The 18,914-nt window shown below is 45.3% G+C and carries 18 protein-coding genes; 16 read left to right on the top strand and 2 right to left on the bottom strand.

Features of this window, described 5'->3' with window-relative positions:
* From WC496_05475 to WC496_05445, 7 genes are all read left to right on the top strand, one after another.
* A complete protein-coding gene (locus WC496_05475) occupies positions 1-1,353 on the top strand; it encodes an FtsX-like permease family protein (protein MFA5292469.1) in 1,353 nt (450 codons plus the stop codon).
* A gap of 1 nt (position 1,354) precedes the next feature.
* The gene (locus WC496_05470; protein MFA5292468.1) at positions 1,355-2,707 is read left to right on the top strand and encodes an FtsX-like permease family protein; all 1,353 of its coding nucleotides are present in this window, start codon (positions 1,355-1,357) and stop codon (positions 2,705-2,707) included.
* Positions 2,704-3,405 (top strand): ABC transporter ATP-binding protein, encoded by a 702-nt coding sequence (locus WC496_05465; protein ID MFA5292467.1) that lies wholly within the window; start codon positions 2,704-2,706, stop codon positions 3,403-3,405. The genes WC496_05470 and WC496_05465 overlap by 4 nt, the downstream gene beginning before the upstream one ends.
* A gap of 16 nt (positions 3,406-3,421) precedes the next feature.
* Entirely contained in the window at positions 3,422-4,288 is an 867-nt protein-coding gene (gene ilvE / locus WC496_05460; protein MFA5292466.1) for a branched-chain-amino-acid transaminase, read from the top strand.
* 1 nt (position 4,289) lies between these two features.
* Complete coding sequence (locus tag WC496_05455) at positions 4,290-5,162, top strand: polyprenyl synthetase family protein (protein MFA5292465.1); 873 nt, start codon at positions 4,290-4,292, stop codon at positions 5,160-5,162.
* A 74-nt stretch (positions 5,163-5,236) separates the two neighbouring features.
* Positions 5,237-6,628: a DUF4139 domain-containing protein gene (locus WC496_05450; protein MFA5292464.1), complete on the top strand. Its 1,392-nt coding sequence runs from the start codon at positions 5,237-5,239 to the stop codon at positions 6,626-6,628.
* Between the two features lie 13 nt (positions 6,629-6,641).
* On the top strand, positions 6,642-6,851 hold the full coding sequence (locus WC496_05445; GenBank protein MFA5292463.1) for a hypothetical protein: 210 nt from the start codon (positions 6,642-6,644) through the stop codon (positions 6,849-6,851).
* Here WC496_05445 and WC496_05440 read toward each other — a convergent pair whose 3' ends face one another.
* Entirely contained in the window at positions 6,852-7,844 is a 993-nt protein-coding gene (locus tag WC496_05440) for a Gfo/Idh/MocA family oxidoreductase (GenBank protein MFA5292462.1), read from the bottom strand.
* A 374-nt stretch (positions 7,845-8,218) separates the two neighbouring features.
* On the opposite strand from WC496_05440, the gene WC496_05435 reads away from it, so the two are divergent.
* From WC496_05435 to WC496_05395, 9 genes are all read left to right on the top strand, one after another.
* Complete coding sequence (locus WC496_05435; GenBank protein ID MFA5292461.1) at positions 8,219-9,100, top strand: hypothetical protein; 882 nt, start codon at positions 8,219-8,221, stop codon at positions 9,098-9,100.
* Between the two features lie 330 nt (positions 9,101-9,430).
* The gene (locus WC496_05430) at positions 9,431-10,207 is read left to right on the top strand and encodes a metallophosphoesterase family protein (protein ID MFA5292460.1); all 777 of its coding nucleotides are present in this window, start codon (positions 9,431-9,433) and stop codon (positions 10,205-10,207) included.
* 6 nt (positions 10,208-10,213) lie between these two features.
* Positions 10,214-12,169 (top strand): membrane protein insertase YidC, encoded by a 1,956-nt coding sequence (yidC, locus tag WC496_05425; GenBank protein ID MFA5292459.1) that lies wholly within the window; start codon positions 10,214-10,216, stop codon positions 12,167-12,169.
* A gap of 35 nt (positions 12,170-12,204) precedes the next feature.
* The gene (locus WC496_05420; protein MFA5292458.1) at positions 12,205-13,578 is read left to right on the top strand and encodes a GTPase; all 1,374 of its coding nucleotides are present in this window, start codon (positions 12,205-12,207) and stop codon (positions 13,576-13,578) included.
* A gap of 95 nt (positions 13,579-13,673) precedes the next feature.
* Entirely contained in the window at positions 13,674-14,099 is a 426-nt protein-coding gene (locus WC496_05415) for a transcriptional repressor (protein MFA5292457.1), read from the top strand.
* A gap of 9 nt (positions 14,100-14,108) precedes the next feature.
* On the top strand, positions 14,109-14,414 hold the full coding sequence (locus tag WC496_05410) for a hypothetical protein (GenBank protein ID MFA5292456.1): 306 nt from the start codon (positions 14,109-14,111) through the stop codon (positions 14,412-14,414).
* Between the two features lie 104 nt (positions 14,415-14,518).
* Positions 14,519-15,181, top strand: a complete 663-nt coding sequence (locus WC496_05405) for a PEP-CTERM sorting domain-containing protein (GenBank protein ID MFA5292455.1) — start codon at positions 14,519-14,521, stop codon at positions 15,179-15,181.
* Positions 15,182-15,183: 2 nt separating this feature from the next.
* Positions 15,184-15,903: a prepilin-type N-terminal cleavage/methylation domain-containing protein gene (locus WC496_05400; GenBank protein ID MFA5292454.1), complete on the top strand. Its 720-nt coding sequence runs from the start codon at positions 15,184-15,186 to the stop codon at positions 15,901-15,903.
* A 12-nt stretch (positions 15,904-15,915) separates the two neighbouring features.
* The gene (locus WC496_05395; GenBank protein MFA5292453.1) at positions 15,916-16,680 is read left to right on the top strand and encodes a dockerin type I domain-containing protein; all 765 of its coding nucleotides are present in this window, start codon (positions 15,916-15,918) and stop codon (positions 16,678-16,680) included.
* A 43-nt stretch (positions 16,681-16,723) separates the two neighbouring features.
* Here WC496_05395 and dnaK read toward each other — a convergent pair whose 3' ends face one another.
* Positions 16,724-18,658, bottom strand: coding sequence for a molecular chaperone DnaK (gene dnaK, locus WC496_05390; GenBank protein MFA5292452.1), 1,935 nt, complete (start codon positions 18,656-18,658; stop codon positions 16,724-16,726).
* Positions 18,659-18,914 lie beyond the last annotated feature (256 nt).

Here is an 18,914-nt window from a genome sequence, read left to right as displayed (position 1 = left end):
ATGCTCAAATTTTTTTTGGCACTGCGGTATCTTAAAAAACGAAAAATCGTTTTTCTCAGCATCGCCGCGGTAACACTTTCGACCGCGCTGCTTGTTACGGTGGCAAGTCTTTTCACCGCTTTTATCGGGGCGATTGAACTCAGTTCATCGGAATACCTTGGCGATATCGTTCTTGAGCCGCCCGCGAGATTTTCCAATTACGATATTCTTATCGAGAAACTGTGCTCGGCCGAAGAAATAGACTCTGCCACGCCGATACTTTCCACAAACGGCCTTGTACATCTCGGCGCAGGAAATGTAAAAGCCGTTACTATCTGGGGCATAGAACCGGTCAGCCGCTGCCGGGTTACAAATTTCAAAAACAATCTGTTGAGACAGAAAAATTCTCTTTCGGTGCCGGAATTTAATTACGGCGATGAAAATCCCGATTCGACCGGGATACCAATCTTTATAGGCATCGCCGCCATTTTGGAGCCGGACCCCATAACCGACCGCTACGATTTTCCCCTTGCAGAAGATTTTATCGGGAAAAAAGCCGTAATAACCATCGGCACAACCGAAAGTGAAAATAATGAACCTGTAAATTTAGCCCGTTCCCGCTCGGCCCAGGCGGTTATTTCCGATATAGTCTTTACGTCGGTTTATGACATAGACAAGAGATTTGTTTTTATGCCGATAGACGCACTGGCCGGCCTTTTATTTCCTTCGGACAAACAGAATAAGGCAGCGGATATTATTCATATCAAATGCGCCGCAGGATTTAATCCGTCGCAATCCATCGAAGTTGTTCGTAAGATATGGTCCGATTTCGCATCGGAGCAGCTTAATTGGCCGGCATATCACATCGCCGATACCGAGATTTTGACATCCGTTCAAAAACAGGCCGAATATACCGCGGAACTTCGCAAACAGATGGGCGTTCTTCTTTTGATATTCGGAATCATAAGCGGCGGCATTGTCGTTCTTGTGTTCTGCATTTTCTATATGATAGTCAAGGCGAAACAAAAGGACCTTGCGATTATAAAAGCCATCGGCGGTTCATCTGCCGACATTACCTCTATATTTTTATTGTTCGGTCTTTTCATCGGCCTTATCGGCGCTTCTGCCGGAGTGGCCGTTGGTTTTGTCGTTACCAGTAATGTAAACGCCGTCGAACAGTTTGTCGGCCGGCTCTTCGGCCTTAAACTGTGGAGCAGCAGCATTTATATGTTTACAAAAATCCCGAACCATTTCGACTGGTCATGGGCGATAATTTTCTTTATTGCCGCTGTCGCCGCTTCGGTTCTCGGCGCTGTACTGCCTTCGATAGTCGCGGCAATGACTTCGCCGGTAAAGATTCTAAGGTACGAATAAAATGTACGATGTAATACTGCCGTTGAAACTATTCAAGTCCAGCAGGCTGACCATTCTTGCGGTCGCAGCGGTAGCGGTCTGTGTTTTCGTTGTCATCGTGGTAATGACAGTTATGAACGGCCTGACGGTCGACTTCATCGATAAGAATCACGAATTTTTCTCCGATTGCATTATCTCAACGGATTCGCTTGTCGGATTCGGCCATTATGATGAGTTTATAACTTCTTTGCGGTCATCCGATTTTATCGAAAGCGCAACGCCTGTCATAAACACCTTCGGTCTTGTCAAGTCGGACTCTTCCGGTAAAAATGCCGCCCTTAGTCTTATGGGTATTGCCCTTGATTCTCATATAAAGACAACGAATTTTGCGCAAAGCCTTTACTATCGCAAAGAAAAACCGCTGCTTGCTTTCGAACCTTCGTATAATTCTGAACTGCCGGGCTGCATAATCGGCGTTGACCTTCTTGTTGAACGCGACCAGTGGGGCAACTATCAGCAGTGGATGACTCTGCCGAGATGGTCTTATGGTATTACCTGTTTTCCGCTTACGCCAAAAGGAACGCTTGTCAGAACCGGAACCTCAGTTTCCGCAAACACGAGAACCTTTTATTACAGCGATAATTCCAACTCCGGTCTTGCCAAAATTGATAGTACGGTTGTTTATCTGCCGTTCGAGCAGCTTCAGTCTATGACGGGTATGAACATCGGCCCAAAGAGAGCCGGTGCGATATTCATAAAATTCAAAAAAGGCGCCGACTTCAACAAGTCCGTCGAAAAAACAACGGCTTTATGGAAAGACTTTGTCGGGCGAAAGTCTGGTTCGGAACTTGCCGACCTTTTTAAAACCGTAAACGTACAGGACTTCAAGAGTTACCGCAGAGAATCGATCGCTCCAATGGAAAAAGAACGGGCGATGTTGCTTTTGCTTTTTCTGCTTGTCGGCCTGATTACGGTCTTTATTATTTTCGTTATTTTCTATATGATTGTAGGCGGCAAGAGCAGAGATATCGGCATATTGAAAAGTATCGGTGCTTCCCGGTTCGGCATTATGCGGGTCTTTTTGCGATATGCGGTTTTGACCGGCATTGTCGGTGCGGCGGTCGGCATTGCCGCGGCGCTGGTGTTCCTGGACAATATTAACGGCCTCGAAGACTGGCTGTATGTCAAATTCGGCTTCCAGATGTGGAACAGGGAAATTTACGCGATAGGCGATATACCAAATAATCCCGGCTTCGCCCTGCCGATTGAGGTGGCCGCGGCAGCGGTTATTGCCTGCCTGCTCGGCGCGATGCTGCCGACAATCAGGGCCGCCAGACAAAACTGTGTCGATATTTTGAGAGTGAATCAAATATGATTGAAAACAATTACATATTAACCTGTCGGGATATTTTTAAATCTTACAGAATGGGTGCCGTTAATCTGGAGGTTCTTAAGGGTGTGGACCTCAACGTTGAGAAAGGTGAATTTATCGCTGTTAAAGGCGCTTCGGGTAGCGGCAAGAGTACGCTTTTGCATATACTCGGCGCACTCGATAAGCCCGATAAAGGCAGCGTTTTCTTTCAGAAAAAAAACATTTCGGCTTTCAGCGGCAGAAAAATAAACGAATTCAGGAACAAAAAAATAGGTTTTGTGTTTCAGTTTTATCATTTGCTTGACGAATTAACAGTATTGCAGAATGTTTTAATTGCCCCGATGGTGCAATCCGGCACAATCGGCTGGCTTCTCCATTCGGCAAAGGCTAAAAAAGCGGCCTGGCGGCTTTTGGACGAGCTTGGGCTTGCCGCCCGTGCCGAACACAGGCCTTATCAACTCTCCGGCGGCGAACGCCAGAGGGTCGCTATCGCAAGGGCACTGATAAACGAGCCGGATATTATCCTGGCCGACGAGCCGACAGGAAACCTTGACTCTGGGACAGGAAATGATATTCTAAAGATCTTTGAAAAACTGCACAGTTCCGGCCAGACGATTGTAATGGTTACTCACGATGACCGGATTGCGGAAAAGGCATCAAGGATAATAAGACTCGCCGACGGCAGAATCGCTGCGGCATAAATTTTTCGGAGTTTTTATGGCTTTAAAAATATGGATTAACAATGGACTCGTAGATGAGAAGGACGCGAAAATAAGCGTTTTCGACCATGGTCTGCTTTACGGCGACGGTGTCTTCGAGGGTATTCGCATCTACGGCTCGAAAATCTTCGAACTTGACGCTCATCTTAAAAGGCTTTATGAGTCCGCGAAAGTCATACGGCTCGATATCGGTATGACCGTTCAGCAGCTTGCCAGGGCCACAGAGGAAACTGTCAGGGCGAACGGAATCGTCGACGGCTATATCCGGCTTGTTGTTACAAGAGGCGTCGGCACGCTCGGCATTAATCCTTTTACCTGTGAAAAATCGCAGATAATTATCATTGCCGATAAAATCCAGCTTTATCCGCAGGACCTCTATGAGAAAGGCTTGAGAGTCATCTGCGCCTGTACGATTCGCAATCATCCTCTTGCGATTCCGCCGCAGGTCAAGAGTCTCAACTATCTCAATAATATTCTGGCCAAGATTGAAGCAATCGATGCCGGCGTACCCGAAGCCATTATGTTTAATCACGAAGGTTTCGTCGCCGAAGCTTCAGGCGATAATGTTTTCGTTGTCAGGAACGGTGTTCTCTGTTCTCCGCCGATTCAGGCCGGTTCTCTCGAGGGCGTTACAAGAGCCGTTGTTATGAGTCTGGCAGCACAGGAAAAAATCGAAGTCGTTCAGAAAAATCTGACACGATTCGACCTTTACGTCGCTGACGAGCTTTTCCTTACCGGCACAGCCGCCGAGGTTATCGGCGTCGTTGAAATCGACGGCAGGAAAATTTCTGATGGAAAACCGGGACCGGTTACGAAGATGCTTCGCAAAAAATTCTTCGAGTACGCTAACGGCCGGTCGAAATAAAATGACCACGCAAAATTCATCATCGGTCAGTCCTGCGCTGATAGCCGACCAGCTTGCACAGGCTCACGATTTCCTGTTGAACCAGCTTTGCTGCGCCGACGACAGGCTCAGACCGTTTGTCGAATACCTCGGAAACAGGCAGGGCAAAATGCTCCGCGCCTCGGTTCTGCTGCTCAGCGGCGAATTATTCGGCGAAATAAATCATCTGCACATCAAAATCGCCGCCGTTATCGAGATGATTCACGCCGCGACTCTTTTGCACGATGATGTGATAGACAACGGCCAGTCACGCAGGCATCACGCAACGGCAAACAGCCTGTGGGGCGCGAATATGGCCGTGCTGCTCGGAGATTATATTTTGAGCAAAGCCTTTGTCGTTACCGCTTCACTGCAGAGAAACGATATCAATATGATTCTCGCCGATACCGCCGCGACAATCTGTCAGGGCGAAATGCTCCAGAACACCTGCCGGGGCGACTCCAATATCAGCGTGGAAGACTATCTCGGCATAATAGAAAAAAAGACCGCCGTATTTTTCGCAGCCTGCGCCAGGCTTGGCGGAATTATCGCTGGTGCAGAAAAAACCGATTGCGACGCGTTATATGATTTTGGTCTCAATCTCGGCCTGTCCTTTCAGATGACTGATGATTTGATTGATATTGTCGGAACGGAAAACGAAACCGGCAAAACCGGCGGCAGGGACGTCGAAAATGAAATCCTGACTCTGCCGGCCATAAAAGGTATAGATTTTACAAAATCTCAAATCGCCTATTTCCGCCAAAAAGCCGTATCATCGCTCGACCGCTTCGGCCAAAGCCCCGCTGCTGCTGCCTTAAAAGAGCTTGCCTCTTCCATGACCCAATTGCCCCTTTAATCGGCCGGATTTTTCTTTACCTCCGCCCTTCCTTGTGTCAAAATATCTTCAATGATTTTATGGAGACACAAAAAATGAAAAAATTACTTTCCATTCTTGCAATTCTTTTACTTTCAAATTGTCTTTTCGCAGCCAAAGAACCGTCCGAAAGCAATTCCGTAGCCGTCACCGTTTATAACAACAATTTCGGCGTAGTTAAGGAGTGTCGCCCCATAGTCTTTGAAAAAGGCCTTAACACGATAAAATTCACCGATGTCGCTTCGTCCATTGACCCTGCCAGCGTAAGTTTCCAGTGCCTTTCCTCGCCGGGCAAAATCGCCATCCTCGAACAAAATTATGAATACGACCTTGTCGGCACCTCGAGTCTTTTGCAGCGGTATATCAACAAACCAGTTTCTATTTTTGTAAAAGGCAGCGGCTCCGACCCCGGCAAAAAAATCATCGGAACTCTGCTGGCCGCAAGAGACAATAACCTGATAATGAAAGATCAGGAAGGCTACATTCAAATAATATCTGAAAACAGTATCGAAAACATTCTATTGCTTCATATGCCGGATGATTTGGTTACAAAACCGACACTCGTATGGTTGGCTCAGTCCGAAATGAGCGGCAAAGAGAACTGTCAGGTAACTTATACTACCAATGACATAAACTGGAAAGCCGACTACTCGGCAATTCTCAACGCCGATGAAAACGCATTCGATTTCAGCGGATGGGTAACCCTCGACAATAAAAGCGGAGCTGCATATAAAGACGCGAAGATAAAACTTATTGCCGGAGATGTAAGGCGAATCACGGAACCTCAGCCGCCCGAAATGATGAAATACAGAGCTCTTGGTATGACAGCCAGCGACCAGGTTTTTGAAGAAAAAGCATTTATGGAATATCATCTTTATACGCTCGGACGCACAAGCACGATAAACAATAATCAGACCAAGCAGATTGAATTTATTACGCCTGCCGAAAACGTCCCCGCAAAAAAAATCTATCTCTATGAGCGGACCAAAAACGATAAAAAAGTTCAGATAAAATTCGAGTTCGAAAACAAAAAAGAATTCGCCCTAGGAATCGCCCTGCCCAAAGGCAAAGTCCGTGTCTTCAAAAAAGATACCGACGGCGCACTTGAATTTGTCGGCGAAGATTTAATTGACCATACGCCGAAGAATGAAAAATTATCGCTCTATATCGGCGACGCCTTTGATATCGCCGTTGAGTATAAAATGCTCGACAGCAAAGTTGACCGCAGGAGCAGATGGGAAAAACATTCGATTGAACTTCGCAACCGCAAGGACTCGGCCGTTACGGTTTTCGTCGATGAAAAATTCCCGTCATGGGTAAACTGGAAAATCGATGAAGGTACCAGCCATTCTTACACAAAGAAAGACGCGACAACCGCGCGTTTCACCGTCGAGATACCGGCCGATGCCAACGCGACGGTGGAATATTCGGCGATGCAGAACTGGTAAAAAGGAGATTATTATGACAAAAAATACGATGCTTAAAATTTTAAATCCAATTTTGGCGGTGTTTTTCATCAACCAGACGATATCAGTAATCTTTCGCGATTATTATTCGCACGCCGCTTTCGGAATTTTTCACAAAGCCGCAGGAATGATTTTTATCTGCCTTATCGGTCTGCATATAATTTTTAATTTTAACTGGGTAAAGGCGAATTATTTCCCGAAATAGTTATTTCTTTTCCATAGGATAGACAAGATTCCACTGCTGCCGAATCCGGTCCATCGTCCTCATAATAGCCATGCTCGTATCCAGCGGCATAATCGGGCTTTCAGTTTCTCCCTCGCGCAGGCACCGCATAACTTCCATGGCTTCATAAGTGTATCCGTTTCCGAGCCGGTCGAATTTTATTTCTTTTTCCTGTTCCTGTCCGGCTTTTACAATGATTTTGTCGGGCTGGAAAAACATGTGCGGGATTTTAATATATCCATCTGTTCCGAAAATCACAGCTTCGCATGGCATATTGACGCGAAATGAACAGTTCAGTGAGGCCATCACGCCGCCGTCATACCCCAAAATCATCGATGACTGGTCGTCAACGCCTGTTTTCCCGATGTCCGCCATGCTGGCAATTTGGACCGGCTCCTTGTCTAATATTTTGTGGGCAAAGGCGATGACATAAACGCCAATATCCAGCAAGGTTCCGCCGCCAAGGTTCGGATTGAACAATCTGCTTTGCGGCTGAAAGTCTTTAAGGAAACAGAAGTTGACCTGCACATGCCGTATTTCTCCGACATCCCCGTCATCGACGAGTTGGCGAACCTTTTTCATTGCCGGGAAAAAATACATCCACATTGCTTCCATCAGGAACAATTTATTTTTCTTTGCGCATTTAATCATCTGCCCGACTTCTAAGCCGTTCATCGCGAAAGGTTTTTCGCACAACACCGCTTTTCCACCCTCAAGACAAAAAATTGTTTCGCCTTTATGCATCGGATGAGGCGTCGCTATATAAACGGCATCGACGTTTTTATCGTTTGCCAGAGATTCCGCTCCGATATGGCAGTTCGGCACATTGAATTCCGCGGCGAATTTTTCAGCGGCTTCTTTTGTGCGTGACGATACAGCCGTCAGTTCTGTATCAGGAAGTATCGCCAGTGCTTTAGCGAACTGATGTGCAATTCCGCCGGTACCAACAATACCCCACCGTATTTTTTTTGCCATTTATCTTCCTTTCTTCATATCATCCTCATCATAGATTATTTGCCGTATATTGCAACTTACGAGTTTTGTCGTTAAAATTTTAACGAAAATGCCGATTATTTATCGTATTTAAGGTGTTTATATTTTTAATTTGTATTTTTCAGCAATATTTTGGCCCATTTAAACGTATCTATATATGTATCGTCAGTTGTATGTTATGCCGTATTTTGAGAGTTTCGGCAGTAAATGACACAAAATAGGCTTTACAAACACTGTTATTTTAAGGACAAAAAAGGTCGGTATGTTTGTTTTAGCGGTTAATTTTTCTTGATTTTAGCATGCCGAAGGTTATAATATATGTGAATCAGCCTGAATACTTTAACTATCGGATATTAATGAGGTTTAGGTGTGTACAGTTTTGGGGAGTATTAGCCTGTATTTGTTGTGCTCTATGCATATCTTGTGCAATCGCAGATCCCAATAACGGCAGCTTTGAGCTTTTTGACTATAATGAAGTATTTGATTTCAACACCCCGACAGGCTGGTACCATGAGAACTATGCCGCGGTAATAGGACAATTCACGCCGGATGAAAATTTGTCTGAATGGCATATCAACAGCCTTCTTCCATTTGATGGAAATAACTTCCTGATGCTCAGCACGGGTGATTTTAATCCTGAGCCGATCTACGCCAAGGTATGGCAGAATATTAATATTGAAGCCGGCAATAAACTTACCGGCGTCTATTTCTTTGGGACATACGACTGGCTGCCTGAGTGGAACGATTTTGCGGATATAAAACTTATACCTGTAATAGATGCCAACCTCCAGGAATTGACAGTTGCTCATATGGAGATATCCTACACCGGCTCCTATCGTTCAATGGCCGGCTGGAGGAGATTCGAATATACTTTTGAGCCAAATCAGGCGGGCAATTACAATTTAGTTATAACAGTAAACGATGTCGGCGATTATCGATACAATACATATTTTGCGGTTGACGGACTCGTTTTATGTCAAAATCCGTCGGGGCCCGGCGATCTTAATTGTGATTGTACGGTTAATTTCGAGGATTTCACGATTTTGGCCCGCGATTGGCAATGCGACTGTAACGACACCGCGATTTATAATGACCCCAATGGCAGTTGCCTGCTTGGCACTGACATAACAGGTGATGGGCCGGTCGATATGAATGATCTGCAAATTATGTCTGAAAACTGGCTCACCGGATCCCTTATTTTCCACCATAATCCATCTGTGAACGGCATTAAGCCGTGATAATACTGTAGATTTCGAAGATTTTGCAATTCTCGCAACCGATTGGATGCGTAACTGTAACGACCCTTTAATTTACAATGACCCCAACAATAGTTGTCGTTTCGGTATAGATTTAAAAAACGATGGGCCGGTTGATATGAATGATATGCAAATTATGCCTGGAAACTGGACGGAAGGTGTAAAAGAATAAAATTCCGCAAAAGTCTCCACATAATGCCCCGATTATCCTGCTCTAATTGGACAATAAAACAACTGGAACAGCCACCATTTTTCTGGTATAAATACCACCTCTGTTTGTGATAATTTTGTTCATTAAGTCAGGAATACCGCATGTTTGCGATAATCAGCGACATACATTCGAATCTTGAAGCACTGACAACAGTGCTTGCGGATATTGAAAAAAGGGGCATTAAGACTATTTATTGCCTTGGAGATATAATCGGTTACGGACCCGACCCGAAGGATTGTCTGGACCTGGTAATCGAAAAAACCCAGGCCTGTGTTATCGGCAATCACGATTATGCTATTTTGTATGAGCCGACAAATTTTAACCTCGGCGCCGAACGGGCAAGCTTCTGGACAAGAAGCCAGCTTGAAACCGAACAAGGCAGCGAAAAAAGACATAAACGCTGGAACTATCTTGGCACACAGCAGATGAGATGGACCCTTTCCGCGGAACTCGACGGCGCAACGGCAACGTTCGACTTTGTTCACGCCTCGCCGAGAAGACCAATAAACGAATATCTTTTCCCGGACGATGTTTATACTACGCCGGCGAAAATAACGGCACAGTTTGACCGTGTTAAGCATATCTGCTTTATCGGGCACACCCATCTTCCGGGCGTTTTTCTCGATGACCCGGACTTCTATACTCCTGACGAACTCGATTATGTTTATCCCATAGTGCCGGAAGAAAGAGCAATTATAAACGTCGGTTCCGTAGGTCAGCCGCGAGACAAGGACAACAGGGCAAGCTATGTTTGTGTCGAGCAGAACAGCGTTCATTTCGTCCGCCTTGAATACGACTACAAAACCACAGCGAAAAAAATATATGATATTCCGGAACTCGACAATTTCGAGGCCGACAGATTAAGCGAAGGACGATAAAAAATTATGAGCGTAAAAAAACTGACTATTTTGTTCATTTCCGCGTATCTGGTTATATGTGCTGTTTTGATATCGGAATCAGGTATATTTTCAGCATCGCAAAATACTGGCGGAAAAATCTTAACTCTTGCCGCTGAAGCTAATCAGCCCGCTGAAAAAACACAGCCTCAAATGGCGTCCCTGCCTGATGAACCGGTTGATAGTTCTCAAATTACCGCGGTAAGCGCCGAAGAAAAAACATTCACGCTCGGCTCTGTTCTGCCGGCGGAAAGCAATAACATTTATAAACTCGAACTTGCACTTACCACAAAAGGTGCCGCGGTTATTTCTGTAAAACTTCGCGACTATGATAATCGGGACCCTAAAAATCTGCAGCCGCTTAAGCTGTTATCCTCTGTTGGTAATGCAAATACCCTGGCAAGTGCCAGGCTGCTGCTGCCGGAGACAGGCAAAGCATTTCCGCTTGACCGGCTTAACTGGCAAAGTACCGGCATAAATAAAAATAGCGATGGCTCCGAAACGGTAAGTTTTTATGCGGTCATTTTGAAGAATAGCAGCGAACTTATAAAACTGACAAAAACCTATACACTCAGACCTGAAAAGTATCTGCTGGATTGCAATGTTGCTATCGCTAATTTGAGCGATGCCGAAATTAAAGCCTCGCTTGATATGCTCGGCCCTGTCGGTATAACAAGAGAGGACCAAAGAACCGATACGAGAACAGTAACTACAGGTTTTTTGAATCCTCAGGGACTTGTGGAAGTTACAAAGATAAACATTAAAAAAATTACCAAGGATTTTAACGGCAAAGCGAAACTGTTCCACAAAAACGCTGAATATAAATTCCTCTGGACTGCCATATCGGATAAGTATTTCACCTCTATCATTCGGCCTGTGCCGACAGAGGCAAAAGATTTATACAGCGACTGGACAGATGCAAAATACGCAATAAGTTTTGACCCTGACGCTGACGTAAAAGACGATGAGAATATCGGCGTTCGGCTCCAAACCCAGACGGCATCAATTGCGTCGCAGCAGAAACTTGCATACAATTTTCAGGTCTATATCGGCCCAAAAGACAGGCATCTTTTTGATTCGACCCCACTTTATACCAAACTGGGTTTTAGAAAAGCAATAGATTTTCAGGCCTGCTTCGGAGATACCTTCAGCCCGCTGAGTTTCTTCATCCTTAATTCAATGGACTGGCTTTATGGATTTATTCCCAACTACGGAGTTGTGATTATCATATTTGTTTTCGTGGTTCGGGTACTGCTGCATCCGATTACGAAGAAAAGCCAGGTCTCGATGATGAAGATGTCGAAACTGGCGCCAAAGTCAGAGGAGATAAAGAAAAAATATGCTGATAATAAAGCTGAAATGAACAAACAGATGATGACGCTCTACAAAGAGCACGGAGCATCGCCAGTGCTGGGCTGTCTGCCTATGCTGCTGCAGATGCCAATCTGGATTGCTCTTTACAGCGCTATTTACGCCGGTATAGAATTCAGAGGAGCGGCATTCCTGCCGTTCTGGATAACCGACCTGTCGAACGTTGACGCGCTGTTTTATTTCCCTGCCGCTGTCGAGAAAATTCCGATTATCGGCACATTTATCGGCACAAGTTTCAATCTGCTGCCGCTGCTGCTCGGTGCCGCGATGTTCGCGCAGCAAAGACTTATGCCTTCATCGGCTCCTTCGGCTAATCCACAGGCAGCTCAACAGCAGAAAATGATGCTTTGGATGATGCCCATAATGATGCTCCTGTTCCTTTACAAGGCACCATCTGGTTTGAACCTTTACATTATGGCCAGCACTACGGCCGGTGTTGTCGAACAATATATCATAAAAAAACACATTCAGGAAAAAGAGGCCGCCGAAGAAGCCTATCTTGTGCCGACAACAAGCAAACTCGGCGGAAAATTAAAAAAGAAAAAACCGAAACCGCCTATTAAGTTTTCATAAACCTAATGTTTGATATATAAAACACAATGTATAATGTGAATGATACGATTGTCGCGGTATCGAGCGGAACGACTCCTTCCATAAAAAAAATCATACGCATAAGCGGCGATAAAACTTTCGATATCCTGAAAAATATTGCCGAAGACGGCCATATCGCTGAACAAAGAAAAGTTATTCAGATGCAGGTGAAAATTACGGAAGATTTTACCGCTGCTGCCGGGCTTTATCTTTTCCATTCCCCGAATTCTTACACGGGCGAGAACCTCGCTGAAATTCATCTTTTCGCCTGCGGCGAAGCTGTCGAGCTGCTTTTTTCAAAACTGCTTTCCCTCGGCTGCAGAAGCGCACTGGCCGGCGAATTTACATACAGGGCTTTCATTAACGGTAAAATGGATTTATCGAGAGCTGAAGCTGTTGCGCAATTAATACAAAGTTCGAATCAGTATCAGCTTTGTGCCGCGCAAAAACTTTTCAGCGGTTCCATCGAACAAAAGGTCGGTCAAATCCGGCAGGAAATACTTGGCTTGTTGAGTTTAATCGAAGCGGACCTTGACTTCGGCGCCGAAGATATAGAACTAATCACTCCGGAAAAGGCTGTCGAAACAGCGGGCAAAATCCGCAGCGGCCTCGATGAGCTTCTTTCAGGCTCAATAACATTTGAGCAGATTGCCCAGGCGCCTTCGGTAATAATCGCAGGTTCTGCCAATGCGGGAAAAAGCAGTCTTGTTAACGCACTTATCGCAGCGAACAGAAGCATTGTATCAGGCCAGAGCGGAACAACGCGGGACGTGCTCGAGCACTGGCTGAAATTAGACAATTGCGATTGCGTCCTGTTCGATTGTGCCGGTCTTGTTGTTGACCCGGCCGATATTATTCAAACTCTTGCCAATGCTGCGGCATTAAAGGCAATTAACGATGCCGTGGTAATAATCTTTTGCGCAGATATAACAAAGCCAGATTATTCGAACGATTTGGAAGTCCTAAAACGTCTCTCGAAGAAACCGGCCATTTACGCCGCAGCGAAATGTGACGCCCTACCGGAGGGCGAAGTAACCGCAAAATTAAAACTTCTTAAAAAACTATTTGCCACGGATTTTTTAACTACCAGTGCTAAAAATATTTTCGGTCTTGAAAAACTCAAAGAATTTATCCGGCAGAATATAATTACTCAAACATCGAATACATCGGAATCTGCCCCCAAGACCGCCCTTACCGCAAGACACAGGCAAACTGTAATTGAAGCGATTAAAAACATTGAAAACGCATCTGCCGAACTGAAAAAAGGCAGCGAAGAAATCGCGGCTTTTGTTTTACGTTCGGCTCTACAGAATCTGTCAGGCTTTGAGACAGAACATATCGACGAGGCAATTCTCGACACTATTTTTTCCCGTTTCTGCATAGGGAAATAAAAAACTTCAGCCCAAAAATTTCTTGCAATATAATTACAATCTGATAAAATGCAACTATGTTGCAGTTTAGTGAGATTTGAGAAAGTTGTAATTGTATGCCTGACAATAAGTTAGAAACAAAAGCGAAAGAATTAATAAAAGAGGCGGGCTTAAATTCAACAAAGACGCAGATTCTCGTGCTTTGCGAATTGCTTAAGGCTGACAGGCCGCTTTCAAGGGAGGATTTGCTTGAAAAACTGTCTGAATATGACCCTGACAAGGTAACGATTTACAGGATTCTCGAAAAGCTTTGCAAAATCGGCCTGGTTCACAGGGCTTATGTTCAAAAACGGGCGTGGAACTATGAGCTTGCGCATCATTGCGGTGAAAAGCAGTGCCATCCGCATTTCACCTGTAATAGCTGCGGCGATACTTTTTGTCTGACCGGTTCCACGGTACCTCTTGTAAAAGGCTTAAAAAAAGGGTTCATAATCCAAAGACAGCAGGTTAAAATCGAAGGGCTTTGTCCGGCGTGTTCATAGCAGAATATAATGATTAAATCATTGCGAAAATTTGTTCTTACTATTGTCGCGGCAACGTTTCTGCTCAGCTCGGCAAATGTTTTTCTGTATCTGCATATTGCTGAGCACCAGCACGACGAAGGCGGACACGACCACAAACATTGTCCTATCTGCCAGCAGGCCGCTATAAATAAAAACAAGGCTGTAATAACATCTATTCCGGTTTCTTTAGAACTGCCGCAAGTTGTTATTGCGAATGTTCGTGAAACCAAAAGGGCTAAGCCAAATTTCAAATTCCTCATTCCTTACCTGCGCGCACCTCCGGCGGCAGCGTAAAACTTTAATTCCATATTTTATAACAGCCATACTATGCGCCTTAGTAGTCTGCGCATAAATGAATGTGCTGGAAACTAAAAAATTAAATTAACCGGAGGTATCCTATGTTAAGGACAGGAAGTATTTGTGTAATCGTAATTTCCGTATTAACAATTTTATTATTTTCATCTTCGGCATACTGCCATGAAGACGGCGACCACGACCATATTTTTGTCGGCATTAACGCCGACGGCATAACAGGTACGGGTGATGACGCTCAACTCTGGATTTTTGGGGTTCCCGATACAATAAAAATGCTGCCGAGCGGAGACTATATCGGCGACAGGCAAATTTACATTGCCGAAATTGACTGCTGGCATTCGGCAGAAGACAGCGAATATCGGCTCGATTCAAATGACGAATTGACACAGCCCGGCTGGCTTATATCGCTGAAACGAATTAATTATTCCGACCCTGTAAATTTCTGGATGGAAGATGAAGCTACAACTTTGGAAATCCTGACTTCAGACAACTCAACTTATGCTTTTAACGAATCGCAGTGGGATGATGAAGAGAACTGGTATTTTCACAACCATACTGAATTTCTCGTTCTGGCCGACGGAGCAAGTGAAAATTTTTCTGCCGTGTTTACAGTATTTGATACCGGTTCGACGGGTTTTGCTGAATCAGCTCAATGCACACTGAATTTTGTAACCGTTCCTGAACCGGCAACACTTACACTGCTTGGTGCAGGTTTAGTTTCTGTTTTGAGACGTCGCAGGAAATAATAATGACAAGAAACCGTACAGTAAATACAGTGCGGGGCTTTACGCTGGTAGAACTGCTGGTAGTGATATCGATAATCGCTATGCTGCTGGCAGTTCTAATGCCGGCGATGAAGAAGGCAAGGCAGCAGGCGCAGAAAGTCGTATGCTCAAGTAATATGCGGCAGATGGGAGTCGCTTTGCAGTGCTATCTGCAGGACAGCGACACCCGTTTGCCGGACAGTTCCTGCCATCATCTCGACGACCCTAATCAGTATTGGCTGAAAATTTTGTCAAAATATCTTAAGCAGGATTTGCTTTTCAAATGCCCTTCCGACACCGCCAGAGATTTTATCGACTGGGACAAACCGCTTGAATCGCAGGGTGATAAAAGATGGTCAAGTTTTGCACTCAACGCCCTGCTCGATTCGAAATGTGACAGACCTGATAAATACAACAAAGGCAAATACAACAGAACAAGAATGATTCCGAAGCCGCAGTACTGCATTTATGTCAGCGAAAGTCTGTCGTCGTGGACTGCCGTCGACCATATTCATCCGGAACAGTGGTTTTACAATATAAAACTGGCGAAAGGACAAATCGCCTGGGATAGACACTCGAAAAAATCGAACTATCTTTTTGCTGACGGACACGCGGAGATGTTGAAATTTGAAGATACATATAGTTGGCCGGGAAATTGTCTCTGGTTTCCGGAATGTGCACCGGCCTGGCCGAATGATGAATAAAGGAGTTTTAAAATGTTTAAAAAAATTATATTAACCATAATCATTTCATTAACGACAGGTTGTTGTTTCGCGGATTGTCCTCTTGACCATTTTTTAATCGGCTGCAACCGGGATGGAATATCCGGTACCGACGACGATAATAAGCTGTTCGTAGATTGCACACAGAAGTACCGGCATAGCGACCCTGACAATAGCGGAGAGCCGACATGGCGGTATTGGCATTACCCATTATATTACAACGTAAGATACAACAGGTATCAGATAGGCGAACCGGGATTTGACGTAATCGGCACAAGCGACCCCAACAGGCAGCTTTGTGGAACAGCAAATATTGACTACAGAATTATTATTGAGTGTGTATCCATAAAGCCGGGATTTATAGCAAAAGAAAGTACACTGGGAATTGAATTTAATGAAGCGGGCGACTGGGTAAATCACAGCGCACTTTCTGATAAACATCTGCATCTGGAATATCGGGCGCTTGCGCCGTCCGGCGAAACAGAACTGCAATGGATTACATATATCATCTACGACGAGTTAGAAAATTATGAACTGTCCGAGCCGTTCAGTGTTGTTTTTGTAACAGACCCGCCTGCCGGCGATTTGGTTATTGACGGCAAAGTCGATATAAATGATTTGGCGGAATTTTGTTTCTATTGGCTTAAAGATAGCGGCAGCAGAGAAAATGATTATTATGAAAGAGCGGATGCAAATAAAGACGGATATGTAAATTTTAGGGATTTTGCTTTGCTTGCTTCAAACTGGCTGGTTCAGTAAATAAAAAAACCCCGGCCAAAGGCCGGGGTTTTTGGTTTTATCTTTATTTATCTTTTGCTTCGAATTCGGCGTCAATCACATCATCGCCGCCGCCTTTTCTATGGACCTCGCCTTCTCCTCCGCTCTGCGGCTGCTCTGAAGGCTTCGGGCCGCCTGCGGCCTGTTGTTTCTTGGCGGCTTCCTCATAAAGAATCTTGCCAAGTTCCTGAGCGGCGGTACTTAAATTTTCCATCGCTTTCTTTATCGCGTCGCCATCTTCGCCTTTGGCGACTTCTTTAAGATTATTAACGGCGGATTCGATTTTGCCGCGCGTATCGGCTGAAACCTTTTCGCCGTGCTCTTTAAGAGTCTTTTCAGTCGAGTAAACCAATTGGTCGGCCTGATTTTTCAGGTCAACGACCTCACGACGTTTCTTGTCTTCGTCGGCGTGAGCTTCGGCATCCTGCTGCATCTTTTTGACTTCCTCGTCGCTAAGGCCGGAACTGGACTTAATCTGAATCGACTGCTGTTTACCGGTACCGAGGTCTTTTGCCGAGACGTTCAATATGCCATTTGCATCTATATCGAATGCAACCTCAATCTGCGGAATGCCGCGAGGAGAAGGCGGAATATCAGAAAGCTGAAATCTGCCCAGCGTCCTGTTGTACTGCGCGAACTCTCGCTCGCCCTGCAGGACGTGGATATCTACAGTTGTCTGGCTGTCGGCAGCGGTCGAAAAGACTTCCTTTTTGCTGGTCGGTATCGTCGTGTTGCGGTCTATCAGTTTTGTCATAACGCCGCCGAGGGTTTCAACGCCCAGCGACAACGGCGTAACGTCCAGCAGAAGAATATCTTTTACGCCAGCATCGCCGGCGAGAACTGCGCCCTGAACGGCTGCGCCTATTGCTACAACCTCGTCAGGATTCAGGCTCTTGTTCGGCTCCTTCTTAAACAGGTCCTTTACTATTTGCTGAACCTTTGGGATTCTTGTCGAGCCGCCGACGAGCAGAACTTCTGCTATATCGGATGGATTCATTTTTGCGTCGCTCATCGCCCGGACGCACGGATTCTTGAGTCTTTCGAATATAGGCTCTGCCAAAGCTTCGAATTTGCTGCGGGTGATGGTTATCTGCAGATGTTTGGGCCCGGAGGCGTCGGCTGTGATAAACGGAAGATTTACCGTCGATTCAACCTGGCCGGACAATTCGCACTTGGCTTTTTCGGCAGCTTCTTTGAGCCGCTGATGCGCCATCGGGTCTTTGCGAAGGTCAATGCCTTCGGTCTTTTTGAATTCATCGGCGAGATAATTTATCAGCAGTTCATCGAGGTCGTCGCCGCCGAGATGAGTATCGCCGTTGGTGCTGAGCACTTCAAAAACATTATCGCCGATATCGAGAACTGAAATATCGAATGTTCCGCCGCCGAAATCGAAGACCGCTACTTTTTCGTTTCTCTTCTTTTCAACGCCGTAGGCAAGGGCCGCGGCTGTAGGCTCATTTATAATTCTGTCAACCTTCAGACCGGCTATTGTGCCGGCATCCTTGGTGGCCTGACGCTGAGCATCGTTAAAATACGCCGGAACAGTAATAACCGCCCTTTCGACTTTTTCGCCAAGATAGTCCTCAGCGGTTTTCTTCAAATCCTGGAGAATCATTGCCGAGACTTCAGGTGGGGTATACTCTTTGCCCCTTACGTTTACCTTGACGAGTTCGTTTGAACCACCGACTACCTTATATGGCACTGTTTTTTCCTCAGTGGCGACTTCATTATGCCTGCGGCCCATAAACCGCTTGATGGAGAAAACAGTGTTTTCGGGATTGGTTACCTGCTGATGCTTGGCAATCTGGCCGACAAGACGCTCACCTTTATCTGTAAAGCCTACTACAGACGGCGTAAGCCTGCTGCCGGACGAGTTGACAAGCACTTTTGGTGTTGTCCCTTCCATTACCGAAACGACCGAATTCGTCGTTCCCAAGTCTATTCCTATAATTTTTGCCATAGTTTATGTCTCCTTTTGACCAAAAAACTTTGCTCGATAGTTCTAAGTGCAAAGTATGTGCCAATAACATATAAAAACTTAACTCATTATATTTAAACAAGTTAAGAAAATCAAGTCTGCCCGGCAAAGTGCCATTTTGGCAGATTTTTTCAAAAAGCCGATTCAGGCTTAAGCATATACAAACTAACACGATTCTATTTTTTACAACAGAGAATATCCGTTAAGAACGGATAATATTTTTATTTTTAATTTCTGG

Source organism: Phycisphaerae bacterium (genome assembly GCA_041652575.1).
In the GTDB taxonomy this organism is placed as follows: Bacteria; Planctomycetota; Phycisphaerae; order Sedimentisphaerales; family UBA12454; genus UBA12454.
This window is presented reverse-complemented; position numbering and strand designations above follow the sequence as displayed.

Bases quoted from the DNA above. Each gene is read 5' to 3' on its own strand.
- WC496_05475 (MFA5292469.1), top strand. From the start codon at position 1: ATGCTCAAATTTTTTTTGGCACTGCGGTATCTTAAAAAACGAAAAATC.
- WC496_05470 (MFA5292468.1), top strand. From the start codon at position 1,355: ATGTACGATGTAATACTGCCGTTGAAACTATTCAAGTCCAGCAGGCTG.
- WC496_05465 (MFA5292467.1), top strand. From the start codon at position 2,704: ATGATTGAAAACAATTACATATTAACCTGTCGGGATATTTTTAAATCT.
- ilvE (MFA5292466.1), top strand. From the start codon at position 3,422: ATGGCTTTAAAAATATGGATTAACAATGGACTCGTAGATGAGAAGGAC.
- WC496_05455 (MFA5292465.1), top strand. From the start codon at position 4,290: ATGACCACGCAAAATTCATCATCGGTCAGTCCTGCGCTGATAGCCGAC.
- WC496_05450 (MFA5292464.1), top strand. From the start codon at position 5,237: ATGAAAAAATTACTTTCCATTCTTGCAATTCTTTTACTTTCAAATTGT.
- WC496_05445 (MFA5292463.1), top strand. From the start codon at position 6,642: ATGACAAAAAATACGATGCTTAAAATTTTAAATCCAATTTTGGCGGTG.
- WC496_05440 (MFA5292462.1), bottom strand. From the start codon at position 7,844: ATGGCAAAAAAAATACGGTGGGGTATTGTTGGTACCGGCGGAATTGCA.
- WC496_05435 (MFA5292461.1), top strand. From the start codon at position 8,219: ATGAGGTTTAGGTGTGTACAGTTTTGGGGAGTATTAGCCTGTATTTGT.
- WC496_05430 (MFA5292460.1), top strand. From the start codon at position 9,431: ATGTTTGCGATAATCAGCGACATACATTCGAATCTTGAAGCACTGACA.
- yidC (MFA5292459.1), top strand. From the start codon at position 10,214: ATGAGCGTAAAAAAACTGACTATTTTGTTCATTTCCGCGTATCTGGTT.
- WC496_05415 (MFA5292457.1), top strand. From the start codon at position 13,674: ATGCCTGACAATAAGTTAGAAACAAAAGCGAAAGAATTAATAAAAGAG.
- WC496_05410 (MFA5292456.1), top strand. From the start codon at position 14,109: ATGATTAAATCATTGCGAAAATTTGTTCTTACTATTGTCGCGGCAACG.
- WC496_05405 (MFA5292455.1), top strand. From the start codon at position 14,519: ATGTTAAGGACAGGAAGTATTTGTGTAATCGTAATTTCCGTATTAACA.
- WC496_05400 (MFA5292454.1), top strand. From the start codon at position 15,184: ATGACAAGAAACCGTACAGTAAATACAGTGCGGGGCTTTACGCTGGTA.
- WC496_05395 (MFA5292453.1), top strand. From the start codon at position 15,916: ATGTTTAAAAAAATTATATTAACCATAATCATTTCATTAACGACAGGT.
- dnaK (MFA5292452.1), bottom strand. From the start codon at position 18,658: ATGGCAAAAATTATAGGAATAGACTTGGGAACGACGAATTCGGTCGTT.